The organism is Cohaesibacter haloalkalitolerans (genome assembly GCF_003574655.1).
Classification (GTDB): domain Bacteria; phylum Pseudomonadota; class Alphaproteobacteria; order Rhizobiales; family Cohaesibacteraceae; genus Cohaesibacter; species Cohaesibacter haloalkalitolerans.
This window is the reverse complement of the sequence record NZ_QNUM01000010.1, coordinates 58,697-83,930: the sequence shown is the minus strand read 5'-3', so window position 1 is coordinate 83,930 and position 25,234 is coordinate 58,697. Positions and strand designations below refer to the sequence as shown.

Genomic DNA, 25,234 nt, shown 5'->3' with positions numbered 1-25,234 from the left:
CGCAATACCCTACTGCACCAGTGAGCTTTCAGCACCGCTCATGCTGATACCTTTGATTTCGGCATCAGAGGTCAGCAGAGCAATATATTGAGAGACTGCCTTGGACCATGCCGATGCTTCCAACCAACCGGCAATGCGCTCCTGAACCATATCAAAGGGCAATTGGCTCCCTTCGATCTTGCGATCCAGCCGAATGATGTGAAAACCGTAGCGACTTTCAACCGGTTCTTGCGTTATTTCTCCCTCTTGAAGCACCTCAAGGGCCTTTTCAAATTCATCGACAGTGCTCCCTCTGGAAAGCTGACCAAGATTGCCACCCTGCGAAGCTGAGGGACATACTGAAAGGTCACTAGCCAGTGTAGAGAATTCAGCCGGCTCCTCCTTCAGGATGGCCAAGAGTTTTTGTGCTGTATTGAGGGCTGCTTGTCTGGATCCCGATTGCTCAAACCCAATCAAAATATGGCGTGCTTCCCATAGCGGCTCAGAGCAAAACCGCCCCTTGTTATTTGAGTAATATCTCAGACACTCGTCTTCACCAGCCTGGGGAACCTCAACTTCTGTCTCTATCAGGAGACGGATTGTTGCGTCTTCCTCAGTTTCGGTCCGGCCTTCCGCTTCATCGCGGTGCTCAGCCTTTATTCCAAGCTCCTTTGCGCGACAAAGAAGCAATTGCCTTACAACGAGCGCCTTTGCCGCAGCTAACAGCGCTTCACCGGGATTGTCTGCCGGATGGTTCTGAGCTTCACTCAGAATCGATTGCTCGGGAATTTCTACTCCATTGACACTGATTTGGTTGAAACACGGCCGCGCTTTAGGTGGGACGGTTGTGTCTATTTCCTGATAAGTGCCATAGCTTTCAGATGCATCTTGCGCGGGCCTGGCACTCTTCTTTCTAATTGTGTTCAAAAGATTGACCATTGTGATTTACTCCGCAGGTGCCCGATTGGCTTTGGAACCGTCCCCTTTTTGACGAACAACCTGATAGCCAGGGCGCCAGACATAACGGATGGGCACGCTCAGCATGTGAACGAGACGGGTAAAGGGAAACAGGACGAGAATGGTCAGGCCCAAAAACAAGTGCAGTTTAAATATGATCGGCGCATCAGCAACATAGCTCGAAGCAGACAAGTCAAATGTAAAGATGCCTTGAGCCCAACTCATGAATTTCAGCATCTCGTGACCATCAATATGGGCAATCGAGACCGGTATTGTCGAAAGGCCAAGAAAAAGCTGCACCCAAAGCAGCACGATAATGAGCGTATCTGTACTGCTTGATTGAGCGCGTACGCGCGGATCGAAAAGTCGCCGGTGAACGAGCAATGTTGCCCCCACGATCCCCATGATGCCTGCGATTCCTCCCGCCACCACAGCAAGCGTTTGCTTGGCCTGGTGACTGACCCCCAGAGTATCCCAAATCCAGATGGGCGTAAGCAAACCAACGAAATGGCCCGCAAAAATGAAGAGGACACCCAGATGAAACAGCACTGAACCCCACATGAGCTGTTTGCGACGAAGCAATTGGCTGGAACCGGATCGCCAAGAGTATGGTTCCCGGTCATAGCGGATGATCGAGCCGACCACCAGTACCACCAGTGCGATATATGGATAGATCCCGTATAGAAGCGTATTGAGATAGCTAAGCATTGTCATTCCTCTCAGACCATTGGATTGGCTGCTGCCCCGTCCGGGCGCCGCTGGGCGGCGCGCATCTGGGTTCTCAAACGATCCGGGCCACAGGCTCCTTCACCCGCATTCCCGCCAAAGGTGACAACCTCCTCTTCCCAGATACGATCAAGTGCAGAGAGGTCGTCCGGGTCGTCTTCCTTTATGGACAACAATTCTGAAAGAAGCGCCTCGTCGGGCTTCACCCCCGAAAACAGGGACAGCGCTGCAAAGGCATGGGCATAAACTGATCCCCGCTTTTTCAATCTTGCACCGACGGCTGCCGTGATATGGACGGTTTCGGCTAACAGCGCATTGGCTTCATGCGATGACAAGACGGAGAGAAACTCCAGAAAGAGCGGCAGATAATCCGGCATTTCTTTGGTGTCGAGCTCGAAACCATGATCCTCATACATCGCTTTCAAATCGACCATCGCTTGCCCCCTATCACGGCTTTCGCCATGCACATGTTCAAACAGATGCAGAGACAGGGATCGACTGCGATCAAAGAGAGAAACATAGCGTTCCTGGGCTTCATAGAGATCCAGACTGGCGAGATCATCGATCAACCTGGAAAGAAGCTCAGGAACGCCCTTGGGGACCTCAGAACTACTAAGAGCCTGCTTCATCTCCGCAAGACCATCCAGCTGCGTTTGTTCTGGATAGCTCAAGAGCAGCGAAATAACCTTCAGTGCGATAGTCATTAGACCTGTTCCTTGAAAATGTCTGTCGGTGTCTGGACGACTTTGCGGCGCTTTGCTCCGAATAGGTCCGCTTTGGAATTCCCACCAGAACAGCCATTTCCGAAAGAAAACCCACATGAACCACGTATGTCGTAGGCATCCTCTGAGGCCTCTCGGTGGGTCGTTGGAATGACGAAACGATCTTCGTAGTTGGCAATTGCCATGATCTGATACATGTCTTCGATCATCTGGCTGCTCATGCCGACCCTGGTGGCAATAGTCTCATCAATGACACCGTCAATCGTCTTGGCTCGCATATAGCTGCGCATGGCCAGCATGCGTTCGAGCGCCGAGACGACCGGCTCTTCTTTGCCTGCGGTCAGCAGATTGGCAAGATAGCGAACGGGAATACGCAAGGAACGTACATCCGGCATATCTCCGTCCATACCCAGTTTTCCTTCCTGAGCGGCGGACTGAAGTGGAGAAAGCGGAGGGATGTACCAGACCATCGGCAATGTCCGATACTCAGGATGCAGCGGGAAAGCAACCTTCCACTCCATCGCCATTTTGTAGACAGGGGATGTTTTAGCAGATTCCAACCATGCTTCCGGCACCCCATCCTTGCGGGCTTGCGCGATAACAGCCGGGTCATTGGGGTCGAGAAATACCTTCAGTTGCTCCTCATAGAGATCTTTCTCGTTCCCTGTCGATGCGGCTTCAGAAATTTTGTCTGCGTCATACAGGACGACACCGAGATAGCGAATGCGGCCTACACAGGTCTCAGAACAAACTGTTGGTTGACCGGCCTCTATGCGCGGATAGCAGAAAATGCATTTTTCCGACTTGCCTGAGTTCCAGTTGTAATAAATCTTCTTGTAGGGGCAACCCGAAACGCACATGCGCCAACCACGGCATTTCTCTTGATCAATCAGAACGATGCCATCGTCTTCGCGCTTGTAGATTGCTCCCGAAGGGCAGGCCGCGACGCAAGTTGGGTTGAGGCAATGCTCGCACAGACGCGGCAAGTACATCATGAAGGTATCTTCGAACTGGCCGTAGATTTCCTTCTCAATACCCTCAAAGTTTACATCTTTCGATCGCTTCTCGAACTCACCACCAAGGATTTCTTCCCAGTTGGGGCCCCATTCGATCTTTTCCATCCGCTCACCCGTCAATTTCGATCGCGGACGCGCGGTTGGCATGGTCTTGCCTTCCTGCGCACTTTGAAGGTGGCCGTAGTCGAAATCAAAGGGTTCGTAATAGTCGTCTATTTCCGGCAGGTCCGGATTGGCGAAGATCTTGGCGAGGATGCGCCATTTGGGGCCCATTTTGGGTTCGATCTTGCCATTCTTCTTGCGGACCCAGCCACCGTTCCACTTTTTCTGGTTTTCCCACTCCTTGGGGAACCCGATGCCGGGTTTGGTCTCGACATTGTTGAACCAGGCATATTCAACGCCTTCACGATTTGTCCAGACGTTCTTGCAAGTGACGGAACATGTATGGCACCCGATGCATTTGTCGAGGTTCAAAACCATACCGATTTGTGCGCGGACCTTCATTCTGCCACCTCCAGAGTTTGAGGAATTGTGTCGCTGTCTGGCTCGTCCATCCAATCGACCTGATCGAGCTTTCTGACCACGACAAATTCATCGCGGTTTGCTCCCACCGTCCCGTAATAGTTGAAGCCATAAGACTGATGGGCATAGCCACCAATCATGTGCGTTGGCTTGGTAATGGCCCTCGTAACGGAATTATGGATGCCACCGCGTTGCCCAGTTGTTGGACAGCCCGGTGTATTCACGATCTTTTCCTGTGCGTGGTACATAAAGATCGTGCCGTCTTTCATTCGCTGGGAAACTACCGCCCGGGCAATGAGAGAGCCATTGGTGTTGTAGACCTCAACCCAATCATTATCGATGATGCCCGCACGCTTGGCGTCAGGCTCCGAGATCCAGACAACCGGGCCACCCCGGTTGAGGGTCAGCATCATCAGGTTGTCTGTATAGGTTGAATGGATGCCCCATTTCTGATGCGGCGTAATGAAGTTCAGCACCAGATGCGGTTTGCCGTCGGCCTTGTCAACAATGGTCGGCGTAACCGATTTGGTGTCGATTGGCGGCCGATAGACACAAAAGCCCTCGCCAAAAGCACGCATCCACAAATGATCCTGATAGAGCTGCTGGCGGCCGGTAATCGTACGCCACGGTATCAGTTCATGCACGTTGGTATAGCCCGCGTTGTAACAGACCTTCTCCGACTCCAGGCCCGACCAGGTTGGTGAGGAAATGATCTTGCGCGGCTGCGCCACGACATCACGGAAGCGGATCTTTTCATCCTCCTTGGGGATAGCCAGATGGGCGTGATCGCGGCCTGTAAACTTTGAAAGCGCATCCCACGCCTTCACAGCCACTTCGCCATTGGTCTCTGGAGCGAGCGACAGGATGACTTCGGTCGCATCAATGTCAGTTTCAATTTTCGGGCGACCATTTGTGACACCCTCTTCTGTTACCGTGCCATTGAGGCGCCCCAGAAGCTCGACCTCGTGTTCCGTGTTCCACGAAATTCCCTTACCGCCATTGCCGAGTTTGTCCAGAAGCGGACCAAGTGCGGTGAAGCGCTTGTAAAGGTTCGGATAGTCACGTTCGACAACAGCGACGGTCGGCATGGTCTTGCCGGGCACCGGATCGATCTCGCCGGTCTTCCAATCCTTCACATCAAATGGTTGCGCCAATTCGCCAGGCGTATCGTGCAAAGTGGGCACCAGCACGATATCCTTTTCAACGCCCAAGACCTCTGGGGCGACATCAGAGAATTTCCGTGCAATGCCCTTGAAGATCTCCCAGTCGCTGCGTGCATCCCATGCTGGATCCGCGGCACTTGAAAGAGGATGGATGAACGGGTGCATATCCGAGGTATTGAGATCATTCTTTTCGTACCAGGTCGCAGTAGGTAGAACGATGTCGGAATAGACACAGGTAGTCGACATGCGGAAGTCAAGTGTCACCAGCAGATCGAGCTTCCCTTCCGGCGCTTCATCGTGCCATACGGCTTCTTTGGCTTGTTGTCGACCTTCCTCACCCAGGTCTTTGCCAAGCACGCCATGCGATGTGCCAAGCAGGTGCTTGAGGAAATATTCATGCCCCTTACCAGACGAGCCGAGCAGGTTGGAACGCCAGACAAACAGATTGCGTGGCCAGTTTGCTTCCGCATCCGGGTCTTCGCAGGACATCGAAAGCGTGCCTGTCGTCAAGGCGTCAGCAACATAGTCCTTTGCCTCCTTACCAGCAGCCGCCGCATCTCTGGCAACCTGTAGCGGATTGGTTTTCAGCTGTGGTGCAGACGGCAACCAGCCCATGCGTTCCGCCCGGATATTGTAATCGATGAGCGAAGCATCCCAATCGCCGTCCGGCGCTGTTGGTGAGAGGATCTCGTCCACTTTCAGTGTTTCGTAGCGCCATTGGTCTGTATGCGCGTAGAAGAAAGAGGTGGAGTTCATGTGCCGTGGCGGACGGCTCCAATCAAGCCCGAATGCCAGTGGCAACCAACCGGTTTGCGGACGCAATTTTTCCTGACCGACATAGTGGCTCCACCCCCCTCCGGACTGTCCAATGCAACCGCACATCACCAGCATGTTGATGATGCCACGGTAGTTCATATCCATGTGATACCAGTGGTTCAGCCCCGCCCCGAGAATAACCATGGAACGGCCATTGGTCTTTTCGGCGTTGGATGCAAATTCTCGTGCGACCGCGATGATCTGGTTCTTCGGGACACCCGTGATTTTTTCCGCCCAAGCGGGTGTATAAGGTAGGTTTTCATCATAGGATTTGGCGCAATTCTTGTCTTTCAGGCCGCGTTCGAGACCATAATTGGCAACAAACAGATCGAAAACCGTAGCAACAAGCGCCTCACCATCAGCGAGTTTGATCTTTCTTGCAGGCACCTTGCGAACCAGAACGCTGTCATGGTCTGTCCCTTCAAAAAAATCATGTTCTTTGTTGCCAAAATATGGGAAGCCGACATTTGCGATCTCGCCATTGTCGCCATCTCGAATGAAGGACATTGTGAGGTCGACATCTTCACCCTTTCCATCTTTGGCCTCAAGGTTCCACTTACCCTGCTCACCCCAGCGAAAACCGATGGAACCAGAGGGCGTGACATAACTCTTCGATTTGCTGTCATAGGCCACTGTCTTCCATTCGGAATTGTTCTTTTCTTCCAGATCGTTCTCAAAATCTGACGCGCGGATGAAACGGTCTGGAATATAGTGGCCATTTTTTTCGACGAGCCGCACCAGCATGGGCATGTCCGTGTATCTGCGGCAATAATCGTCAAAATAGTCCGTTTGGCGATCCAAATGAAATTCTCGCAGGATGACATGGCCCAACGCCATTGCAAGCGCAGCGTCCGTACCTTGCTTGGGGTGCAGCCAAAGATCCGAGAATTTTGCCGCTTCCGAGTAATCCGGAGAGACCACAACAGACTTTGTTCCCTTGTAGCGCGCCTCAGTGTAGAAATGCGCGTCCGGGGTTCGGGTTTGTGGAACGTTGGACCCCCAGAGCATAAGGAAGCCGGCATTGTACCAGTCAGCAGACTCTGGAACGTCCGTCTGCTCACCCCAAGTCATGGGAGATGCAGGAGGCAGGTCACAATACCAGTCATAAAATGACATGCAAACGCCGCCCAACAAGGACAGATAGCGCGAGCCTGCTGCATAAGAAACCATGGACATGGCCGGGATGGGAGAAAAGCCGATGACGCGATCCGGGCCCCATGTTTTCGCAGTATAGGCATTGGCTGCGGCGATGATCTCATTCACTTCATCCCACGTGGAACGAACGAAGCCTCCAAGACCACGCACTTTCACATATTCTGCCCGCTTTTTAGGGTCTTCCTGGATGGCCGCCCAAGCGCCAACTGGTGTTTTCAGTGTTCGTTCTTTGCGCCACAGCTTCAACAAACGGGAGCGGATCAGGGGATATTTGACGCGATTTGCGGAATACATGTACCAGCTGTAGCTGGCGCCACGCGAACATCCTCTCGGCTCATGGTTCGGTAGATCCGGACGTGTGCGGGGATAGTCTGTCTGCTGTGTTTCCCACGTCACGATGCCACCCTTGACATAAATCTTCCACGAGCAGGAGCCGGTACAGTTCACACCGTGTGTCGAGCGCACAATCTTGTCATGCTGCCAACGCTTGCGATAGGAATCTTCCCAGTCGCGGTTTTCGCTGGTTGTAACACCGTGGCCCCTGGAAAAGATGTCGACATTCTTTCGCGACAAAAAGTTGAGACGATCAAGGAGATGAGACATGTTGTTTTCCTTCTCTGTCGGCCGGGCTCAGCAAGGAACCGAGGCGCCCTTGCGGGTGTAGAAGACATGCGTGATAAGAACACACAGCACATAAAAGGCACCAAAGCACCACAGAGCAGCCTCCGGGCCGCCGGTCATGCTGATGGATGTTCCATAGGCCTTTGGAATGAAGAATGCTCCGTAGGCAGCAATGGCGGACGTGAAGGCAATGATAGCTGCGCTCTCACGCTCTGCCTGTTTCAATTCTGCAGTCTGATCCAGTTCAGGCATAAGACGGGCAACCTCTTTGCGCATGATTGTAGGGATCATCTGGAAGGTTGAAGCGTTGCCCACACCAGTCAGGAAGAACAGAGCCATAAAGGCTGCAAAAAATCCCCAAAATGCCCCGGATTGATCCTTTATTGCGAGAAAATAGAGAACGCCAGCAACAGCAAAAGTCATGCCGACAAACGTCCAAAAGGTGACACGGCCACCGCCAAACTTGTCGGAAATCCAACCGGTGCCTGCACGGCTCAATGCTCCAACCAGTGGCCCTAAGAACGCATAGGACAAGGCATTGACTTCAGGAAACTGCGTCTTCATCAGCAGCGGGAAACCAGCAGAATAACCGATAAATGATCCGAATGTGCCGGTGTAGAGAATGCACATGATCCAGTTATGCGCGCGCTTGAAAATAATCGACTGTTCTTTGAAAGAAGCTTTTGCGTCAGCAATGTCATTCATTCCGAACCAGGAGGCTAATGTTGAGATGACCAGAAAAGGCACCCAGACGAAGCCTGCATTCTGAAGCCATAGAGGGGTGCCATCTCTGGCCACTTGGGCATCACCCACAAACACCGTGAATGTAGCGGTTGAAATGACTAGAGGGACAAGGAACTGCATGACAGAGACGCCAAGGTTCCCAAGCCCTGCATTCAGCGCCAGGGCGTTGCCCTTTTCCTTTTTCGGGTAGAAAAAGGAAATATTGGCCATGGACGAGGCAAAGTTTCCGCCCCCAAAACCGCAAAGCAACGCCAAGATCAAGAATATGGAATATGGTGTCTCAGGATCTTGAACGGCGAAACCAATTCCGATTGCTGGCAGCAATAATGATGCGGTCGACAAGGTGGTCCACAAACGTCCCCCAAAAATCGGGACCATGAACGAATAAAAGATGCGGAGTGTTGCGCCTGAAAACCCCGGCAAGGCTGCAAGCCAGAATAATTGGTCCGTTGTGTAGGCAAACCCGATTGCGGGTAACTTGGCAACAACCACGCTCCAAACCATCCATACAGAAAAGGCTAACAGCAAGGCCGGAATAGAGATCCAGAGGTTTCGGGTTGCTATCTGTCGACCTCTTTCTTCCCAGAACTGTTTGTCCTCAGGTCGCCAGTCATTGAGCGTGTGCCCTTGATCTTGATGTGTTGATGAAATCGCCATGGGAACTCCCCCTCGCAGCGCAATTTTTAAAGTTGGCAGCCCACCAAGGGGCTGACCTCTGTATTTTTTGAATTTGCTTATTCAGCAGGCTGTTGCTCTTTGCCTTGAACCCTGAGGGGCACAGTCATACCTTCTGGTGCGCCCAGCGGCTGATCAGGAGTATCTGAGAGATACAGCTCTTGCTCCAGAGCGGGATGGCGACGTTTCTCCATTCTGCGGATCGCAACATGCATCCAAACGGAGGACACTGCGACCAAGAGGAACATCAGCATGAAAGGAGCTGTCCAAACGCCTGTTACGTCGAGCAGGATGCCAAATGCGATTGGCAAGAAGAAACCACCAAGTCCGCCAATCATTCCAACCAGTCCACCAACAGCGCCAACGTGATGGGGGTAGTATACCGGGATGTGCTTGTAGACAGCTGCTTTACCAAGACTCATCATAAAGCCAAGAACAACCGTCAGTGCAACGAACACACTAACACTGATGCCGAACTGAAAATTGATGGGACTGTTGATACCCGAGACCGTATAGCTCGTCTGCGGATAGCTCAGGATAAACAGCACCGCGAGCGAAACAATGAACGTCAAATACATGACGAAACGAGCGCCCCACTTATCTGACATCCAGCCACCAAGAGCACGAAACACAGAACCAGGAAGGGAATAGAGGCCAGCGAAAACACCAGCAGTCGTCAGTTCAAGATTATAGGCACCAACGTAGTATCGCGGAAGAAACGACGCCAAGGCAACAAATCCACCAAACACGAAAAAGTAGTAGGTGGCAAAGCGCCAAACCTGAATGTTCTTGAGGGGGGCCAGTTGCTCAGCAGCTGTGACAGCTTTGGCTCCAGTTTTCTTGCGTGCGGATTGGGCAGGATCGTCTTTGCTCAGCAGGAAAAACAGAACCGCTGTCGCTGCCAAAACAATGGCATAAACACGGGCAGTCCCTTCCCAACCAAGTGCAACAACAAGAAAAGGCGCCGCGAAGTTCGTAACCGCCGCCCCAACATTGCCGGCTCCGAAGATGCCAAGAGCTGTCCCTTGATGCTCTTTCTCAAACCACTGCGAAACATAGGCGACACCAACGATAAACGACCCTCCAGCCAACCCCAATCCAAGGGCTGCGAGAAGAAAGATTTCGAATGTGTGAACTGAGGTGAGCAACCACACTGCTACTGCCGTCACCAGCATTTGCAGAGGAAACATAATCCGGCCACCAAACTGCTCCGTCCAAACACCTAGAAAGATTCGGCTCACCGAGCCGGTCAGCACTGGTGTAGCAACAAGCAAACCAAATTCCGTGTCGGAAAGTCCGAGTTCCCCTTTAATCCTCACACCAATAATTGAGAAAATGGTCCAGACAGCAAAACATACCGTGAATGCAAATGTACTGAGTCCTAATGCGCGGTATTGGTCAGATCTGGTGACTCCATCAAGAGCATGCATGGGGCCCCCCTCCCTTTTTCGCCAGCTTGTGAAAGCACGTCAGCTTCTATTCAAGCGTAACTTAGGCGCAACAGGGCTCATCGTAGTCTTGATGTAAATCAATCCATGCAGGGTTTAACTAAGAAACAAGAGGTGTGCTTGCAGCCAACAACTGAGGCATCGGAGGTGGTCAAGGGAAGAGGTTGCCAGTGCAATCTGGCTACGCTAAAAATGTTAATTGAGGGGCAAACAATTATCAAGAGACCACCCAATGAGATCATCGGATCTACCGCAGGTAAGAGAACTTCAATTGTTCCAAACCGTAAGCGACTCAAACTTTGAGGAGCTCATGCAGGCTGCCTATTTGCAAACGTTCCCAGCTCAACTGACCCTTATCCATGAAGGTGATCCTGCTGATTTTCTTTATGTCGTTGTTGAAGGAAAGGTTGAACTATTCGCCAATTCAAATGGTCGTGAAGCGACTATGGCGGTGGTACGGCCATTTGGAACTTTTATATTGGCAGCAGTACTCAAGGATGCGGTCTATTTGATGTCTGCACGCACGACTGAGCGAGCAAAGCTGTTGTTGGTTCCCTCCGAGGATATTCGAAAGGCGTTCGAGAAAGATGATGCATTTGCGAGAGCCATTGTTGTTGAACTTGCCAGTTGCTACCGCGGAGTCGTTAAGGACCAAAAGGATATTAAGCTTCGAACTTCCGTTGAAAGGCTTGCCAATCGTTTGATCCGTTATGACAAAGATCAGGGAAACTCCGGATTATTGGAATTGCCCTACGACAAACGAACACTGGCTTCATTGCTGGGTATGACGCCCGAAAATCTCTCGCGCGCTTTCAACACGCTCAAACCTTACGGAGTTGAAGTCGAGGGCAGCAAGGTTCGTCTAACCGACATGAAAAGCTTACTGACATTAGCGAAACCAAATCACCTAATTGACGAACGAACAACCTGACAAGGACTGGCCCTCTATGATTGCCGTCCTGAAAAATAGCTTTATCGGAGTGACGGTGAGCTCTCACATTCCCAAACGATCTCAACAGCAATGCACGCAGCTGTTTTTCCGATGCTTTATACTGCGGCCCGTGCCTCTTGTTGGGAGCTTTGCTTCCCAACCAATTGCTTCAGCAGCAGCAAATCCATTTCTTCCTGTGTCAGAGGTTTGCAGAAATGGAAGCCTTGGAAAGATGAAGCGCCCAGCGCCTTCATGGTATCGAGCTGCTCTTTGTCTTCCACGCCTTCCGATACTACTTTGAAATTGAAATTGTTGGCCATTTCTATGATAGATTTGACCATGAGGCGAGCCTGCCGGTCTCTGGAGACGTCATGAATAAATGACTTGTCTATTTTAATCTCATCAATCGGCAGCGACCGCAGATAACTCAGAGATGAATATCCGGTGCCAAAATCGTCAAGCGAAATGGAAATTCCATGGGATTTGAGCTGCGTTAGCTTCTCGGTCGCATCCTTGACGTCTTGGATAAGCACGGATTCTGTGATTTCGACAATGAGCTTTGTATGGTCGATACCGTGAGAATTAACGGTGCTGATGAATTCTTCGACGAAATTGTTCTGCCTGATCTGCTTTGCGCTCAGGTTAATCGCAATTTCAAGATGTCGGGTCAATGGCGATGCCTGCCATTTTTTCAGCTGGTTGCAAGCTTGATCGAGAATAATCGCCCCAATTGGCAGGATCATGTTGTTCTCTTCAACCATGTCTATGAAGAAGGAAGGTAGCAGAAGGCCATGTTCAGGATGAGCCCAACGGATGAGAGCCTCGGCACCACTTATTTCCTCATCAACATTGTATTTTGGTTGAAGGTGAATGTGAAATTCTCGGTTTGACACTGCTTGGTGAAGTGACTTTTGCAGATCACTGGCATGGTTTAATTCATCTTGCATACCAATGTTGTAGATGGTTGCCCGTTCGCCTCCCTGTGCTTTAACTCGGTAGAGCGCTGTATCGGCAAGCTGGATGATCTTGCCGTAAGAATGCTGGCCGGATTTGTAAATCAGACCTCCCACGCTGGCTGTCACTGCATATTCGATAACCAGATCCTGAACGTCGCTTTTCAGCGTAAAAACCTTGGAAATTTCATCGAGAAATGAATCTGCGTATATCTGAGCCAGCCTTGCTGCTTCATCGGGGTTCTCATCAAGGAATGGAAGTACGATGACGAATTCGTCCCCGCCAAACCGTGAAATGATACCACGTCCTTGATTGACCTGTTCAAGTCGAGCCGCGACACCTTGCAACAGCTTATCGCCCATATGATGGCCGAAACTGTCATTGAGAAGCTTAAACCGGTCCAGATCGATAAAAAGCAGGGCGCTGAAATCTTCAGTTCTATTATTTACTTCCAAAGTCTTCTGAAGCTCGGCCTCAAGCTGAGCACGATTGGCCAAGCCTGTAAGTTGGTCAAAATAGGCGAGATTGGCGATTTTTTTCTGGTTGTGCTTTTCTTCGGTTATATCCAAAGCAATGCCCACAAGCCAAATGGGTTTTCCTTCTACATCATATTCTGCAACCCGCCCGCGATCCCATATCCAGATGATCTTGCCATCTGGGCGTTGCATCCGGAACTCAATACTGTAGGGCTGATTTTGCTCAATGAGCAAACCCAATGCGTTTTTGACCATATCCTTGTCGTCAGAAAGGATGCAGCTTTCAAATTCCTTAAAGGAATTTTTGCTTCGCTTGATACCTGTGATGCGTTCCCATTGGGAGTTGTGTAAGACCGCATTGGTTTTTCTATTCCATTCCCACAAGCCTTCCTGCGATACGTCGAGCACTTGCTCGAGACGCTTCTTGTTTCGGTCGGCTTCTTCTTTGAGTTCAGTAATTTCAGTGATGTCTTTAGCGGCGACCAGTATCTTCAATTGATTGTCAGCATCGCGGAACGGCACCTTTTTGGATCTAAAATGCCGAATTTCTCCAGTATTGGCATCTGTAGAGGCTTCGTAAACATCCTCAGCTTCAAACCGATCCATGATCGAGCGGACATTTTCTTTAAAGAAATCTGCTTGTTCCCTATTGCCCGTAAAATGAAAGTCATCCTTTCCGATCATCTCAGCCGGTGTGCTGTTGTAAAGTTTTGCTACAGTCTCATTACAATGAACAAATTCACCATCGTAATTTTTGATAATCACGATATCGCTGATTGAATCTACGATCGTTTTGGTGACTTCAGCATGCTTGTCGCTATGCTTTTTGAAAAAGATAAACGTCGATATCGTGCAGGCAGTAAAAATGCAAATTTCGATGAGAGCTCTGCCAAGCTGGCTCAAGCCGGGTATGTCTGCAAGGTGAAGAGAAATAATTGTTGTTGCTACAAGAACTGCCTGCCCGATTACAAAGACCTTAAGTCTTGCCCACGAAAAGCCTGTAACATCAAACATATTGCCCACCTTAATCCGCCGCCAATTGTGAAACAGGCAAGCTCCATAGTCCCCGAATTGACTTTCGGTATATATTCAAAAAGTCAAAATCTACATAATGGGCATAGTTAATCAAAAATGATAAATTTGATGTATTCGATTAAATTCTTCTAATTTGTTCGCTTTATGTTTCCTACCAGCCCAAGGTGGTGAACACCTGCAGATCGTTAAGAAAGACTTTTCTTGGTAGACCAAAACGCCCGTTGCCAGGGTATTGATGTATCGACATAGGTTTGCTCGTAAACACGACCGACACCTTTGATGGTGCCAACATAGAAGGTGTCCTGGCTGCCAAGATAGCCAGGATGCGCCGTTTCCACCTCACCGCAGGCTTCATCATCAAGCTTTTTCTTCTCAAGGGCCTGGACCTGTGCTTCGGTCAGGATGATGCCGTCCTAGGCGACCTTCGCTTCCAGAGCCTCCAGGCGGTCCTTGAAGTTGGCAAGCTCGTGGCGCAGCCAGATCGACCGGACGCCAGAGGGCGAGACAAACACGCCCTTTTTGCGCAACTCGTTGGAGGTTCGTGCCTGCCCATAGGCAGGGAACTCAAGAGCGGACTTGATAACAGCTTCCTCGACGATGGCATCAACCCTGTTGGCAGGGTTTGGCCTGCGACGCGTCTTCTCCAGAAGCGCTTCAACACCGCCGTCATCGACAGCGTTCTTTTAGCGATAGAAGGTATCCCGGGAATAGCCCATCACCTGACAGGCTTTCGAGACATTGCCAAGTTCTTCGGCAAGGTTCAGAAGTCCCGCTTTGTGTTTGATGATCTTGTCGGTAGAATGCAGCATTGTGGTTCTCTCTCGTTTCGAGGTTGGGTTTGCACCACCAACAAAACGGATAACCACATCGTCTCGCAAGAGATGTTCCGCCCTCTTTCAGCGCAAGCTGATTGGGGGCGGTGTCAGATCAAGTCTGAACTTCTACACTCAATGCTCAACGCCATTTGTCTTTGCATAGTTTAAGCGCACCAAACGTCTGCTGGCCAAAGATGCCATCCAGTTTACCAAAATAGCACCCATCTTTAGCCAGCATATTCTGGATATTCCACCGTGTCTGCTGCGAGATCCTATCAGGATAACGCATCAAAAGATCTTTGGTACGTGAAAAATCCAAATAGTAGGCGCGCAGTAAATATTGGGCAGACTTCATAGGATCGCGACCAATACCTTCTCCCTTATCGAGCATCAATGCCAATACAAAAATTGCATCTGGCAGATCCCTTTGAGCTGCCTTTTGATAGAGGTCAGCAGCTTTCGTCAGATTTTTTCTCCCCCCTTCGCCGCTTCTATACATCGAAGCGGCAAAGTGCATACCGGCAAGATTGTTCAAATCAGCCGAGCGTTGAAACCAATCGAGTGCCACTGACGCATTTAAAGGCATCCCATTGCCAACTTTGTACATAACGCCAAGATAGGCCATCGCTTGTGCGCTACCAAAAGCAACTGCTTGCTGGAAATGATCCGCAGCTTTGGCGAATTCATTCAGTTTGTAATAGCCGCGTCCTATCTGAACATGGAATCTGCGTGTGTCTGGGGCATTGTTCAAGGCAAGCTGACAGGCGTTTACAACTTGATCGGCCTTGAGATCGGAATAGCTGACGCCGGGCGCGACTGCATCTAAGTCCTGCGCGTGCGCAGCCAAGCGGTCGCATGGTGTTATGCCGTCGTTATACTGAGCCAGACGTTCTTTCCTTTCAGCGTCACCCAGAGCCACGGCCTCTTCTTTGGACATTTCCAGAGAATTGCCGTTCCGTTTTTGTGTGAACTTGTGTTCATCCTCTTCCAGATGGCGGTTGTCCGACGCGTTGCCCAGATTGTGGTAGTTGCCCTCACCCTCTATCTCATTATTGGCGACCTTTTTGAAGCGACGCCTAATGCCATCAGGACCATAGCATTCATCCTTTGCTAGACAATAAGGCTCTTCAAATGTCTTGCTGGTGCCTTGTTGATTAATTCGGTTCGCTTTATTCTCCCAGATCTTCGCTAGCGCTTCATCGACAGGCACACCGTCACCACTTTCGTATCTTTTGGACAGATCACGTGCTGCGTCATAAAGACCTGCGTTGGCAGCCTTCAGCAGATAGAATAGAGCGAGCCCTTCATTTTTTTCGGCAAGAACCTTGCTCTGTTCTTTTTCTCCCTCGAAATATAGTTCGGCCAAAACTCGTGAAGCTAAAGGAGAATTGTTTCGCGCGGCCCTCTTGAGCCATTTCAAAGCAGAAAAAGCATCTGTTTGAACGCCCTTTCCATCTTCATAGGCATCGGACAGAAACAGCATCGCCTTAGTATTTCCTGCTTCTCCGGCTTTCAAGAACCATTCGAAGGCCTGCTTTGGATCCTTCTTCGTTCCATACCCCATGGCGTAAAACAAACCGGCTCTAAGCTGTCCATCACTGCTTCCATTTTTCCCAGCACGTTCAAACCAAGACAATGCGGCTAATTCGTCCACTTCAACTCCAAAGCCGAAGGCGTAAGCAATCCCGATCAAGACTTCGGCTTCGTGGCTTCCCAGAGCTGCTGCTTGGCGCCAAAGATTGAACGCCTCTCTGTTATTCTGGTTACTTTTATCCGGTCCCGCCAACGCACCTGCCTTTGATAAAAGGTCGCTAATTTGACGTTGCTCTTTTGTTTCTTTCGGGAATTGGATATTATCAACGGACGGAGAAAGCGTTAGCGCAGGAATAATGGTCGCTTGATAGCCGATTTGCGGTTCTCCACTAGGTGCATCTTGGGGAGCAGCAACGATACCGTCACCGGAAACACTTTCAACAAGCCATAACGTTTGAATGGAAATGGCCCCTAAACCGGGCAATTCCGCGAACAGCCTGACGTGAGACCCCAACGGCACATCTTCTCGCTTCTGCGGTACAGATAGAAGAACCTTACCCTCATCCATCACACGCACCACGCGCGATTTCAGTTCAGAAGCATTTGCCGAACAGGAGAAAAGCAGACTGGAGATAACCAGAAGCAATGTTAGATGAATGCGGTTATTGCTCTTCATAGCCATTTAGCTCCTCACGACCCGGTATGCGATATGAATCTGGCAGTTTTTCGCAAGCTACGGCGTCGTCATTCCACCCCTTTTTCTTGGAAAATGTTCGGATTGTGCAAGTATCACCATTCTGCGATATCGATAGCGTTTTCAGCATTTCAAAAAAGCTCTCGAACATTTTTCCAAGGCCAAAAAAGTCCTTTTTAGATGTGCTACTGCCCCCCTTCTTGCTTTGACTTTTCTTGAGTGCGGCTTCAAATCTTGCAACATCCGTGCGCACGGTATTCCCGTCTATCATGACCGGTAATACAAGAGCTCGTTTTAATTCCCCCGTTTTGGATGGCCCCCAATATTCCAGAAAGCTACCCGATGTATTTTCGTATGTACCAACTTTGTAGGATTTACGTTCAATAACAACGACCGAATAGTCCAAGCGCCCCGGTTTTGGTTTGGTCAGCCGAACCTTCCAATAGCCATACAAGCCGTCATTTTCCAAAGACTGATCTTCACCTGTAGAGGTTTCTGACTGCGTTAATGCCAGATTTGAGGATTCGCCATTCTGCGAGCTTCCGTTTTCATCCTGGATATCGCTGGAATCATCCTCACCCTCTTGTCCGTCCTCCTCGTTATCGGCTGTCTCAAGCGCTGAGGCATAGGCATGAATCGTAATGGTTGTTCCTTTGGACTGAAGGCTGTTGGCTGCAGGGCTTGTTTTAACAACCATTCCTGGCTTGGCATCATCAGGTACTGGCGTGATCCGGTCGATTCCTGCAATTGAGAAAAATCCGTCCTCACCTATCAGCACCCCAATTGCGCGCTGCACGTCCAGTCCTGATACGTCAGGTACATTGCGTTCAGATGCTGAAGGACCATAAACCAAAATTTCAACGGGTTGTCCGAGCGGCTGCAAGCTTTCCGCTTCGGGATTGGTTGCATAAAGGGTTCCTGTTTCTTGGCCTTCAGGTGCGGCTTCTCCGAGACTTGGCCCTGAGGCAACAAAGCCCGCCCCCTCAATCGCGCCCCTTGCTTCATCAAGCGACAAGCCCGAGATAGCAGGGACTGTCCCATGCGTCCGCGCACTGTAGAAGGTCAGCGTTACCGATTGTCCAAGCGGAACGGGTTGCCCCGCTACTTCCGAGGCAGCATATACATTGCCTTCAGTTTGCCCCTTCTCATTGGCTGCAGTGCCTTCTTTAGGGCTTGCGACAAGTCCGACTGCATTGATCCGAGCTGAGGCATCCGTCCTGTTTTTACCTATGACTTCGGGCATTATTGCCGTTTCGGGCTCTTCAATTTCTGTTGGCTTTCCAGCTGCAAATATGGCGACAGAGGTGTTGGGGGGAACAAACGTTCCTTCTGGAGGAACTGTCTCTATCACCACGCCTGTTTGCCATTTTCCATCAGGATTGACCAAGGTATCAACATCTCCGGGCACAAGTCCTGCTTCGTAAATGACATCCCAAGCATCAGAAACTGAAAGTCCCGAAACATCAGGAACGGCTCGGTTCTGACAATGCTTGGGTTCTTTAAGGCTCGTCAAATGGCTCCGCAAAGCATCCTGGGGAACCGCTTTGCATTCTCCGGCAACATTCCCATAAATCGGATTGGCAGCTATTTCAGCCAGAAGCAGACTTTTGCTCTGTTCTGCCTCGTTCTTTTTACAGGTTTGAAACTGACTCTGTATCGTCTGTGCTTTCTGCCACCATTGTGCCGAGCGCTCTCGCCCAATTTGGCCCAGACGATCAAACAAGGTTCCAGGATGCGCAAGCCTCTTATCCAAACCCTTGAGGAACTCTTCCTGACACTGAGCAGAATACAGATCCAGCCTCTTTTGAAGATGTGAGATGGCCTGACAAATGCCACTTTCAGTAAGCGCGTCACTTGCCAGCTCCAGCTGCGCTTCATATCGAAGTTGTTGACGTTCAAATGCGGTCTTATCGTTTTTCAGATCGCGTTTCTTGACCTCAAGATCGTCGATCCGTTGGATTTCACGCTTCAGTCTATCCTTTATGGGAAGGATCAGCTGGTTATAAATATAACTCGCATCGTCCGCTTGCGGACTTCCATGACTGCTTGTGAACAGACTACGATTATTCCTTATCAAGGCAATATATCTACCTTCAAGATCCCGCAACTGCCAGCCACTTTCCCGACAATCGTGATGCGCGAATACTTCTATTTCCTCAAGAAGCTTTCCGGCATCTTCATACTGACATCTCTTCACGGCAGTGTCGTAATCTTCCAACAGGGTGAGCGTCTGACCTTTGGTTAGCAGATCGGTCGCCCGCGCTCCTGTTTCATAGGATGAAATCAAATATTCCCTGATGGTTTCACTATTCTCTTCTCCCTTGGCCTTATCCAGAGCGCCTTCGACTAAATCTCTTGCTTCTTCAAAGCGATCCTTTTCGGATAGGTCAGGAATACCCTTCACATAATCCCCCCAGTCTTTTGCGGCTTCTATGTCACCAATGAATCGCCTCAATACTTCCTTGTCGCTCTCTCTAAGGCCCGTTGCTTTGTTAAGCATCGCCTGAGCAACGCAATTCTTCATCCGCTTGGACATTTTTGCGCCACCATAGGCAAACAATGCTGGTGTGGCTGGATTGGGCGTAGAAACGCCGAGTATGACGACCAGATATTCCAGCTTGTCCAAATCTGATAGACGTTCAAAATTGCACAATCTACCAACTTCATCAAATACTTGCGTGATATAAGGGGCGGGTCTCTTTGTTCCCTCCAGTGGCAGGCATTGGTGTTTATCTACCGGCGTATAGTCATAATCCAGGGGGAAGCTTTGCGACCGAGCGGCCGTAGAAAATATGAAGAGCCCAATTGAGATAGCGATTAGTAGTAACACGCCCTTGAACAAAGCCCAAAAGCTGAAATCCGTGTCATCCCTATATTCCGTGCAACGCGAAAACTGTACGAACATGCTGTGTACCTCCCACAGCTGTGGCACTGCTCAACTTTCTTTATCCCTGCCAGCTTTCCAGTCTCTATTTGATGATACTACTATTCTTCTACTTGCAATTGACCTTAAGCAACCAACGATTGATACTTTAGTGCTTCCCGGTTAGCGCTGATGATAGACAACTGGACAACATCCTGAAGGTTCATCGAGCCGCTTATTTATCCAAGCGCATGGCCCAAAATTCGTAATTTTATCTCGATCCGACGTTCGAGTTCATCGAACAAGTCATCCGGAGCACGAATATAGTTGAACATGCGTCCATTCTTGTTGAGCAACCAGATTTCGTTATCTCTGAAGATTCGGCGGCTGGCATACATAGCATGAACATGGCATCACTTTTCTGCGCCAGAAGGCCGATGCCTTTCTTAGTCATGTCATCAGATATAGCAATCAGCAAAGAGCTAAGAATGGCAGCTCCATCTCTAACAACCGCAGGAGATATGCATTTCACCATGCCAACATCATGGAACTACAGCGCGGTCTGTGGCAGTATCTTGGCATGATCGAATTCCGCACCCTTCCTGATGACCATCCCGACCTCGCGCATTCTCCGCTGCTGCGTGGCGCTCTCCTGACTCTGCAATATGCGCAGACGTATGGATCAATCGGTCTAACCCAAACCAAAGCCTTCAAGCGGGTCTTTGTGCATTGGGCGGTCGAGAATTTCGATTGGCCAGGGAAAAGCGCAGAAGAAATGTTTCGCTATAACAAGGTAATCAATGAATATGAGTTTCCCCCGCTCGAGGTTATTCATTTCCTGCTGATTTCCCTGCGCTTGGGATGTCACATCAAGGGTGAATTTCGTCTATCCAAGCGGGGTATAGAACTGGCGCAAAACCCTAGCCAGCTGTTTGCCGAGTTGATCCCATACTTTGTGCTCCAGATCGACCACACTTCTTATGCACGCTTTGAAAACCGTCCTTTCGGGCAGTGGGACGTCTGGATGAACGTGATTAACGTCGAAGCCGATCATGGCACGACCGAGGCCGCCTTGTTCGAAACCTTCTACGGTGAACCGCAAGACTGGCACACCGCAGGATGGAGAGAGATGGTAGCTTTTTCAGCCTCCGTACTTCGTCCGCTCGAATGGGCTGGATTGCTAAAGGAAATACGCGAAGACGAAGGCAGCAAGCAAATATGTCATGTATTCAAAACCCCGCTCTGGCGAAGCGCGATCAAACTTGATACCGACAACATGCTTCAGGCGATTTCCGTTCAGTGAGTGATGTTTTGCGGCCATCATGAAGCGACGCTAATAGCGTTTGCGACCATTATTCCTGCCGTTTGTAACAGAGAGATCTTGCTTGGCAGTATCCTACTAGCAGACATTCGCTTTATCCATTTCGATAAAAGCAGGATAGTGCTCACGGTCAGAATCTACTGACAACACGCTTCATTTTCTTTCTGAGTGCTTATCCTTTTAGCGCGACAAACAAAGCCCCATTGAAGCTATTCGTGAGAAAATTTCATAAAGACATGCGGACTTTGCCACCTTCTCGATGAAATCTCCAAACGCTAAATACAGGCCAGTCAAACAACATGGGTTGGCTGGGCGCAATTGGGCTTCTCAAAAGTTCAGTTGCTCTGGGCATGTGTTGAGGGGACCTTACAGGCGGTCTCTTCTCAGCCTCAGACGGAAGCTCAATCAACCTCGCCAAAGCGAAGGAGAAACGCATGTCTGAAGGAATTAAGGACAAGGTTGTCGTCATCACAGGTGCAAGCAGTGGGCTTGGCGAGGCAACCGCTCGTCGTCTTGCTGCAGCAGGCGCAAAGGTTGTTCTCGGTGCCCGCCGTGCCGACCGCATTGAAGCATTGGCCAAAGAGCTTTCCGCTGCGGGTCATACAGCCCTTGCAGTCACAACCGATGTCACCGACCGTGATCAGGTCAAAAATCTCGTAAACAGTGCTGTTGCGGAATTCGGGCGCATTGATGTCATGCTCAACAATGCTGGCCTCATGCCATTGGCCCCGCTCGAGCGCCTCAAGGTTGATGAATGGGATCAGATGATCGACGTCAACCTCAAGGGCGTGCTCTACGGCATTGCTGCAGTCCTGCCTCATATGCAGGCGCAAAAACAGGGCCACATCATCAACGTTTCGTCTGTTTACGGCCATGTTGTTGATCCTGGGGCGGCGGTTTATTGCGCGACCAAGTCGGCCATTCGCGCCCTGTCGGAAGGTCTGCGCAAAGAGGTCAAACCTTATAACATCCGCACGACCGTCATTTCTCCGGGCGCTGTGAGCACGGAACTGACCGACCACATCAGCGATGCCGATATTCGCAACAGCGTCAAGGATGTCGTCGGAAAATTCTCCGTCGGACCGGACACGTTCGCACGGGCTGTCGCCTTTGCCATCAACGAGCCGGACGATGTCGACATCAACGAAATTCTATTCCGTCCGATTGATCAGCCGGTTTGAGTTTTGACAGCAAGGGAGCGGCAGCCGCCGCTTCCTGCCTTGAAACAACCATGAAATTGCTTGGTGCCGGACCTCAGTGAGGGCGACGCACAATCGAGCAGTGCTGCCGTGTCCCTTGATGATCGGTTGGCCAAATTCTAACAAGTTCGAACGCTCTCACTCTTTATGCTCGTTTGCAGAAGAGACAAAAAGGATATCGATATGGCACGCATTTTTGTGACCGGATCGACTGCCGGCCTTGGGCTGATGGCAGGTAAAACGCTTCAAGCCGAGGGGCATGAAGTGATCTTTCACGCCCGAAACGCATCTCGCGCGGATGACCTGAGAGGCTCCGTCGGTAACAAGTCAGAGATCGTGATTGGTGATATCAGCACCATCGTCGGGGCTCTTGATATTGCAGATCAAGTCAATGCGATCGGGGAGGTTGGTGCCGTCATTCATAATGCAGGGCTTGGGGCAGATACAGACCTGTCTTTGACTGATGACGGCATTCCAGACTTGTTTGGTGTCAACGTGCTTGCGCCCTATATCCTCACCGCAACAATTCCTGGTCCTTCACGACAGGTCTATATCAGCTCGGATATGCATTTCGTAACGCCAAAGCTGGATGACTTGCTCTGGAACAAGCGCATCTGGAGTGGCTATTCGGCCTATTCAGAGAGCAAATTCTTCGTGACGGCACTTGCATTTGCAGTGGCTCGCCTCAATCCGGGCATCCACTCGAATGCCGTTGATCCAGGCTGGGTGCCGACTCGCATGGGTGGAAGACAGGCCCCAGATGATCTGAGCCAAGGGCATCTCACACAGGCGGCCCTTGCCTCGGGCAAAGACCGCAAGCTTTCAAATCTTACCGGACAATTCCTCTATCACATGGGCACACAGGAGCCTCAGCGTGGAACACGGGATTTGGACATCCAAAACCGATTGCTCGACCTGTGCCAGAACCTGTCCGGGATCAGCCTATAGGGATGGGACATCCTTTTGCCGACCAAAGCTGCCCCATCTTCATCGCGAAACATCAACAAACATTGGAAAGACACTACCATGATCAAGGATAAAGTCGTCATCATCACAGGTGCATCGTCAGGTATTGGCGAAGCAACCGCCAGACTTCTCGCCAGCAAAGGGGCCAAAGTGGTATTGGGTGCCCGCCGTGGTGAGAAGCTCAAAACCATCGTTGACGAAATCGTCAAAGACGGTGGGCAGGCTGTCTATCAGGAGCTCGACGTCACTCAGCAATCACACAATGACGCCATCGTGGATCTTGCGAAAAACACCTTCGGCGGTGTTGACGTCATCTTCCTCAATGCAGGCCTGATGCCCAACTCGCCCTTGTCTGCCCTTAGAACAGACGATTGGCACCAGATGGTAGACGTCAACATCAAGGGCGTTCTCAACGGTGTTGCTGCCGTGCTGCCGTCCTTTATGGAACAAAAGGCCGGGCATGTCATAGCAACCTCCTCGATTGCTGGTCTGAAAGCCTATCCGAATGGTGCCGTCTATGGTGGTACCAAATGGTTTGTGAAGGATTTCATGGAAGTGCTGCGCATGGAATCGGCGATGGAAGGCACGAATATTCGTACCGCGACCATCTATCCGGCGGCCATCAGCACCGAGCTTCTTGAATCGATCGGCGACAAGACAACCGCAGATTCGCTCGGCAAGATCTATGACCAGTATGGCATTTCCCCGGCGCGGATCGCAGACGTTGTTGCGTTCGCTATTGATGCCCCTGAAGACACGACGATCAACGAATTCACCGTTGGTCCGGCAAATCAGCCTTGGTAAAACAAATGAAGGTCAGCGTCGTGAAGGCAACGCTGACCTTATTCATTTCTGACGATCATATTGCGAACGGGTTGGTGTTTTGCCTCTGAATTGAAAGACTTTATAGTCGCTTTCAATCTAATATACGGATGAATAGTGTGAATGAGGAGATCAATTCATGGCACGAGACAACCTGAATGACCTGCAGGCTTTTCTTGAAGTTGCTCAATCGCGCAGTTTTACCCGTGCCGCTGCAAAGATGGGCGTTTCTCAGTCCGCACTCAGCCATACCATGCGTAATCTGGAAGAAAGGCTTGGGGTGCGTCTGCTGACAAGAACGACGCGCGCCGTCTCCCCAACCGAAGCAGGCGAAATGCTGATCAAGGGGATCGCGCCACATCTGGATGAGATTTCAGCCCAGTTGGACGGCGTGAGCAGTTTGAAAGACAAGCCCGTCGGGAATATCAGAATTTCAGCGTCTGATCACGCGATTCATTCCGTGCTCTGGCCGAAGCTTCAAAAAATTCTCCCCTCTTATCCGGACATCAAAGTCGAGCTCATTCGCGAAAACAGGCTGATCGATATCGTCGCTGAACGATTTGATGCTGGTGTCCGTATGGGTGAGCAACTGGCCAAGGACATGATCTCAGCCCGGATAGGGCCTGATATGCGTTTCGCCGTGGTTGGGTCGAAATCCTATTTTGAAGCCAACAAGCACCCCACGCACCCGGAAGATCTCATCCAGCACAACTGTATCAACGAACGCCTCCAAACTCTGGGCGGAAACTGGGCTTGGGAATTTGAAGAGGATGGCCGTGAGATCAAGATCCGGGTTGAAGGTCAGTTGACCTTCAGCAACTGTTACGACGTTCTTGAAGCGGCATTGGCCGGATTTGGCCTGGCATACGTTCCAGAAGATATTGCCGCCGCGCATATTGCTGAAGGGCGATTGATCAGGGTGCTCGAAGACTTCTGCGCTCTTTGGGAGGGGTATTATCTCTATTATCCCAATCGCCGCCAATCCTTGCCGGCCTTTTCTGTCGTCGTTGACGCCCTACGGCATCGGGGGGGGAGGTGACAGTGTCAGATGAAACCGGTGGAAGACGGGGATTTCTTATTG

16 protein-coding genes and 1 pseudogene are annotated in these 25,234 nt (G+C 50.6%); 6 read left to right on the top strand and 11 right to left on the bottom strand.

Annotation, left to right across the window (positions count from 1 at the left end; all coding sequences use genetic code 11):
* Nucleotides 1-9: 9 nt before the first annotated feature.
* The 7 genes from DSL70_RS20250 to DSL70_RS20220 form a co-directional block, all read right to left on the bottom strand.
* Nucleotides 10-918, bottom strand: a complete 909-nt coding sequence (locus tag DSL70_RS20250; protein WP_119309801.1) for a peptidylprolyl isomerase — start codon at nt 916-918, stop codon at nt 10-12.
* Between the two features lie 6 nt (nt 919-924).
* Nucleotides 925-1,644 carry a respiratory nitrate reductase subunit gamma gene (gene narI, locus DSL70_RS20245; RefSeq protein ID WP_119309800.1) on the bottom strand — a complete coding sequence of 240 codons (720 nt, stop codon included), beginning with the start codon at nt 1,642-1,644 and terminating at the stop codon, nt 925-927.
* 11 nt (nt 1,645-1,655) lie between these two features.
* Nucleotides 1,656-2,366, bottom strand: coding sequence for a nitrate reductase molybdenum cofactor assembly chaperone (gene narJ / locus DSL70_RS20240; RefSeq protein ID WP_119309799.1), 711 nt, complete (start codon nt 2,364-2,366; stop codon nt 1,656-1,658).
* Complete coding sequence (gene narH, locus DSL70_RS20235) at nt 2,366-3,904, bottom strand: nitrate reductase subunit beta (protein WP_119309798.1); 1,539 nt, start codon at nt 3,902-3,904, stop codon at nt 2,366-2,368. Before narH ends, narJ begins: the two co-directional genes overlap by 1 nt.
* Complete coding sequence (locus tag DSL70_RS20230) at nt 3,901-7,659, bottom strand: nitrate reductase subunit alpha (protein ID WP_119309797.1); 3,759 nt, start codon at nt 7,657-7,659, stop codon at nt 3,901-3,903. Before DSL70_RS20230 ends, narH begins: the two co-directional genes overlap by 4 nt.
* 27 nt (nt 7,660-7,686) lie before the next feature.
* Complete coding sequence (locus DSL70_RS20225; protein WP_119309796.1) at nt 7,687-9,078, bottom strand: NarK family nitrate/nitrite MFS transporter; 1,392 nt, start codon at nt 9,076-9,078, stop codon at nt 7,687-7,689.
* Nucleotides 9,079-9,155: 77 nt separating this feature from the next.
* Nucleotides 9,156-10,526 carry an MFS transporter gene (locus DSL70_RS20220; protein ID WP_119309795.1) on the bottom strand — a complete coding sequence of 457 codons (1,371 nt, stop codon included), beginning with the start codon at nt 10,524-10,526 and terminating at the stop codon, nt 9,156-9,158.
* A 250-nt stretch (nt 10,527-10,776) separates the two neighbouring features.
* Between DSL70_RS20220 and DSL70_RS20215 the strand changes: the two genes are divergently transcribed.
* Entirely contained in the window at nt 10,777-11,475 is a 699-nt protein-coding gene (locus tag DSL70_RS20215) for a cyclic nucleotide-binding domain-containing protein (protein WP_119309794.1), read from the top strand.
* Between the two features lie 116 nt (nt 11,476-11,591).
* On the opposite strand, the gene DSL70_RS20210 is transcribed toward DSL70_RS20215, so the two are convergent.
* The 4 genes and pseudogenes from DSL70_RS20210 to DSL70_RS20195 form a co-directional block, all read right to left on the bottom strand.
* Nucleotides 11,592-13,919, bottom strand: a complete 2,328-nt coding sequence (locus DSL70_RS20210; RefSeq protein ID WP_119309793.1) for an EAL domain-containing protein — start codon at nt 13,917-13,919, stop codon at nt 11,592-11,594.
* Between the two features lie 257 nt (nt 13,920-14,176).
* Nucleotides 14,177-14,749: pseudogene (locus DSL70_RS20205) on the bottom strand (helix-turn-helix domain-containing protein); the annotation flags it as partial.
* Between the two features lie 145 nt (nt 14,750-14,894).
* Nucleotides 14,895-16,964, bottom strand: a complete 2,070-nt coding sequence (locus DSL70_RS20200; protein ID WP_162916950.1) for a tetratricopeptide repeat protein — start codon at nt 16,962-16,964, stop codon at nt 14,895-14,897.
* Nucleotides 16,951-19,887 carry a PASTA domain-containing protein gene (locus DSL70_RS20195; RefSeq protein ID WP_162916949.1) on the bottom strand — a complete coding sequence of 979 codons (2,937 nt, stop codon included), beginning with the start codon at nt 19,885-19,887 and terminating at the stop codon, nt 16,951-16,953. The genes DSL70_RS20200 and DSL70_RS20195 overlap by 14 nt, the downstream gene beginning before the upstream one ends.
* 502 nt (nt 19,888-20,389) lie before the next feature.
* Here DSL70_RS20195 and DSL70_RS20190 point away from each other — a divergent pair.
* From DSL70_RS20190 to DSL70_RS20170, 5 genes are all read left to right on the top strand, one after another.
* Nucleotides 20,390-21,148 (top strand): hypothetical protein, encoded by a 759-nt coding sequence (locus tag DSL70_RS20190; protein WP_119309790.1) that lies wholly within the window; start codon nt 20,390-20,392, stop codon nt 21,146-21,148.
* A gap of 452 nt (nt 21,149-21,600) precedes the next feature.
* Nucleotides 21,601-22,347 (top strand): SDR family oxidoreductase, encoded by a 747-nt coding sequence (locus DSL70_RS20185; protein ID WP_119309789.1) that lies wholly within the window; start codon nt 21,601-21,603, stop codon nt 22,345-22,347.
* A 201-nt stretch (nt 22,348-22,548) separates the two neighbouring features.
* Nucleotides 22,549-23,313, top strand: a complete 765-nt coding sequence (locus DSL70_RS20180; RefSeq protein WP_119309788.1) for an SDR family NAD(P)-dependent oxidoreductase — start codon at nt 22,549-22,551, stop codon at nt 23,311-23,313.
* 78 nt (nt 23,314-23,391) lie between these two features.
* Complete coding sequence (locus tag DSL70_RS20175) at nt 23,392-24,135, top strand: SDR family oxidoreductase (RefSeq protein WP_119309787.1); 744 nt, start codon at nt 23,392-23,394, stop codon at nt 24,133-24,135.
* 157 nt (nt 24,136-24,292) lie between these two features.
* A complete protein-coding gene (locus DSL70_RS20170) occupies nt 24,293-25,192 on the top strand; it encodes a LysR family transcriptional regulator (RefSeq protein ID WP_119309786.1) in 900 nt (299 codons plus the stop codon).
* Nucleotides 25,193-25,234: the final 42 nt, after the last annotated feature.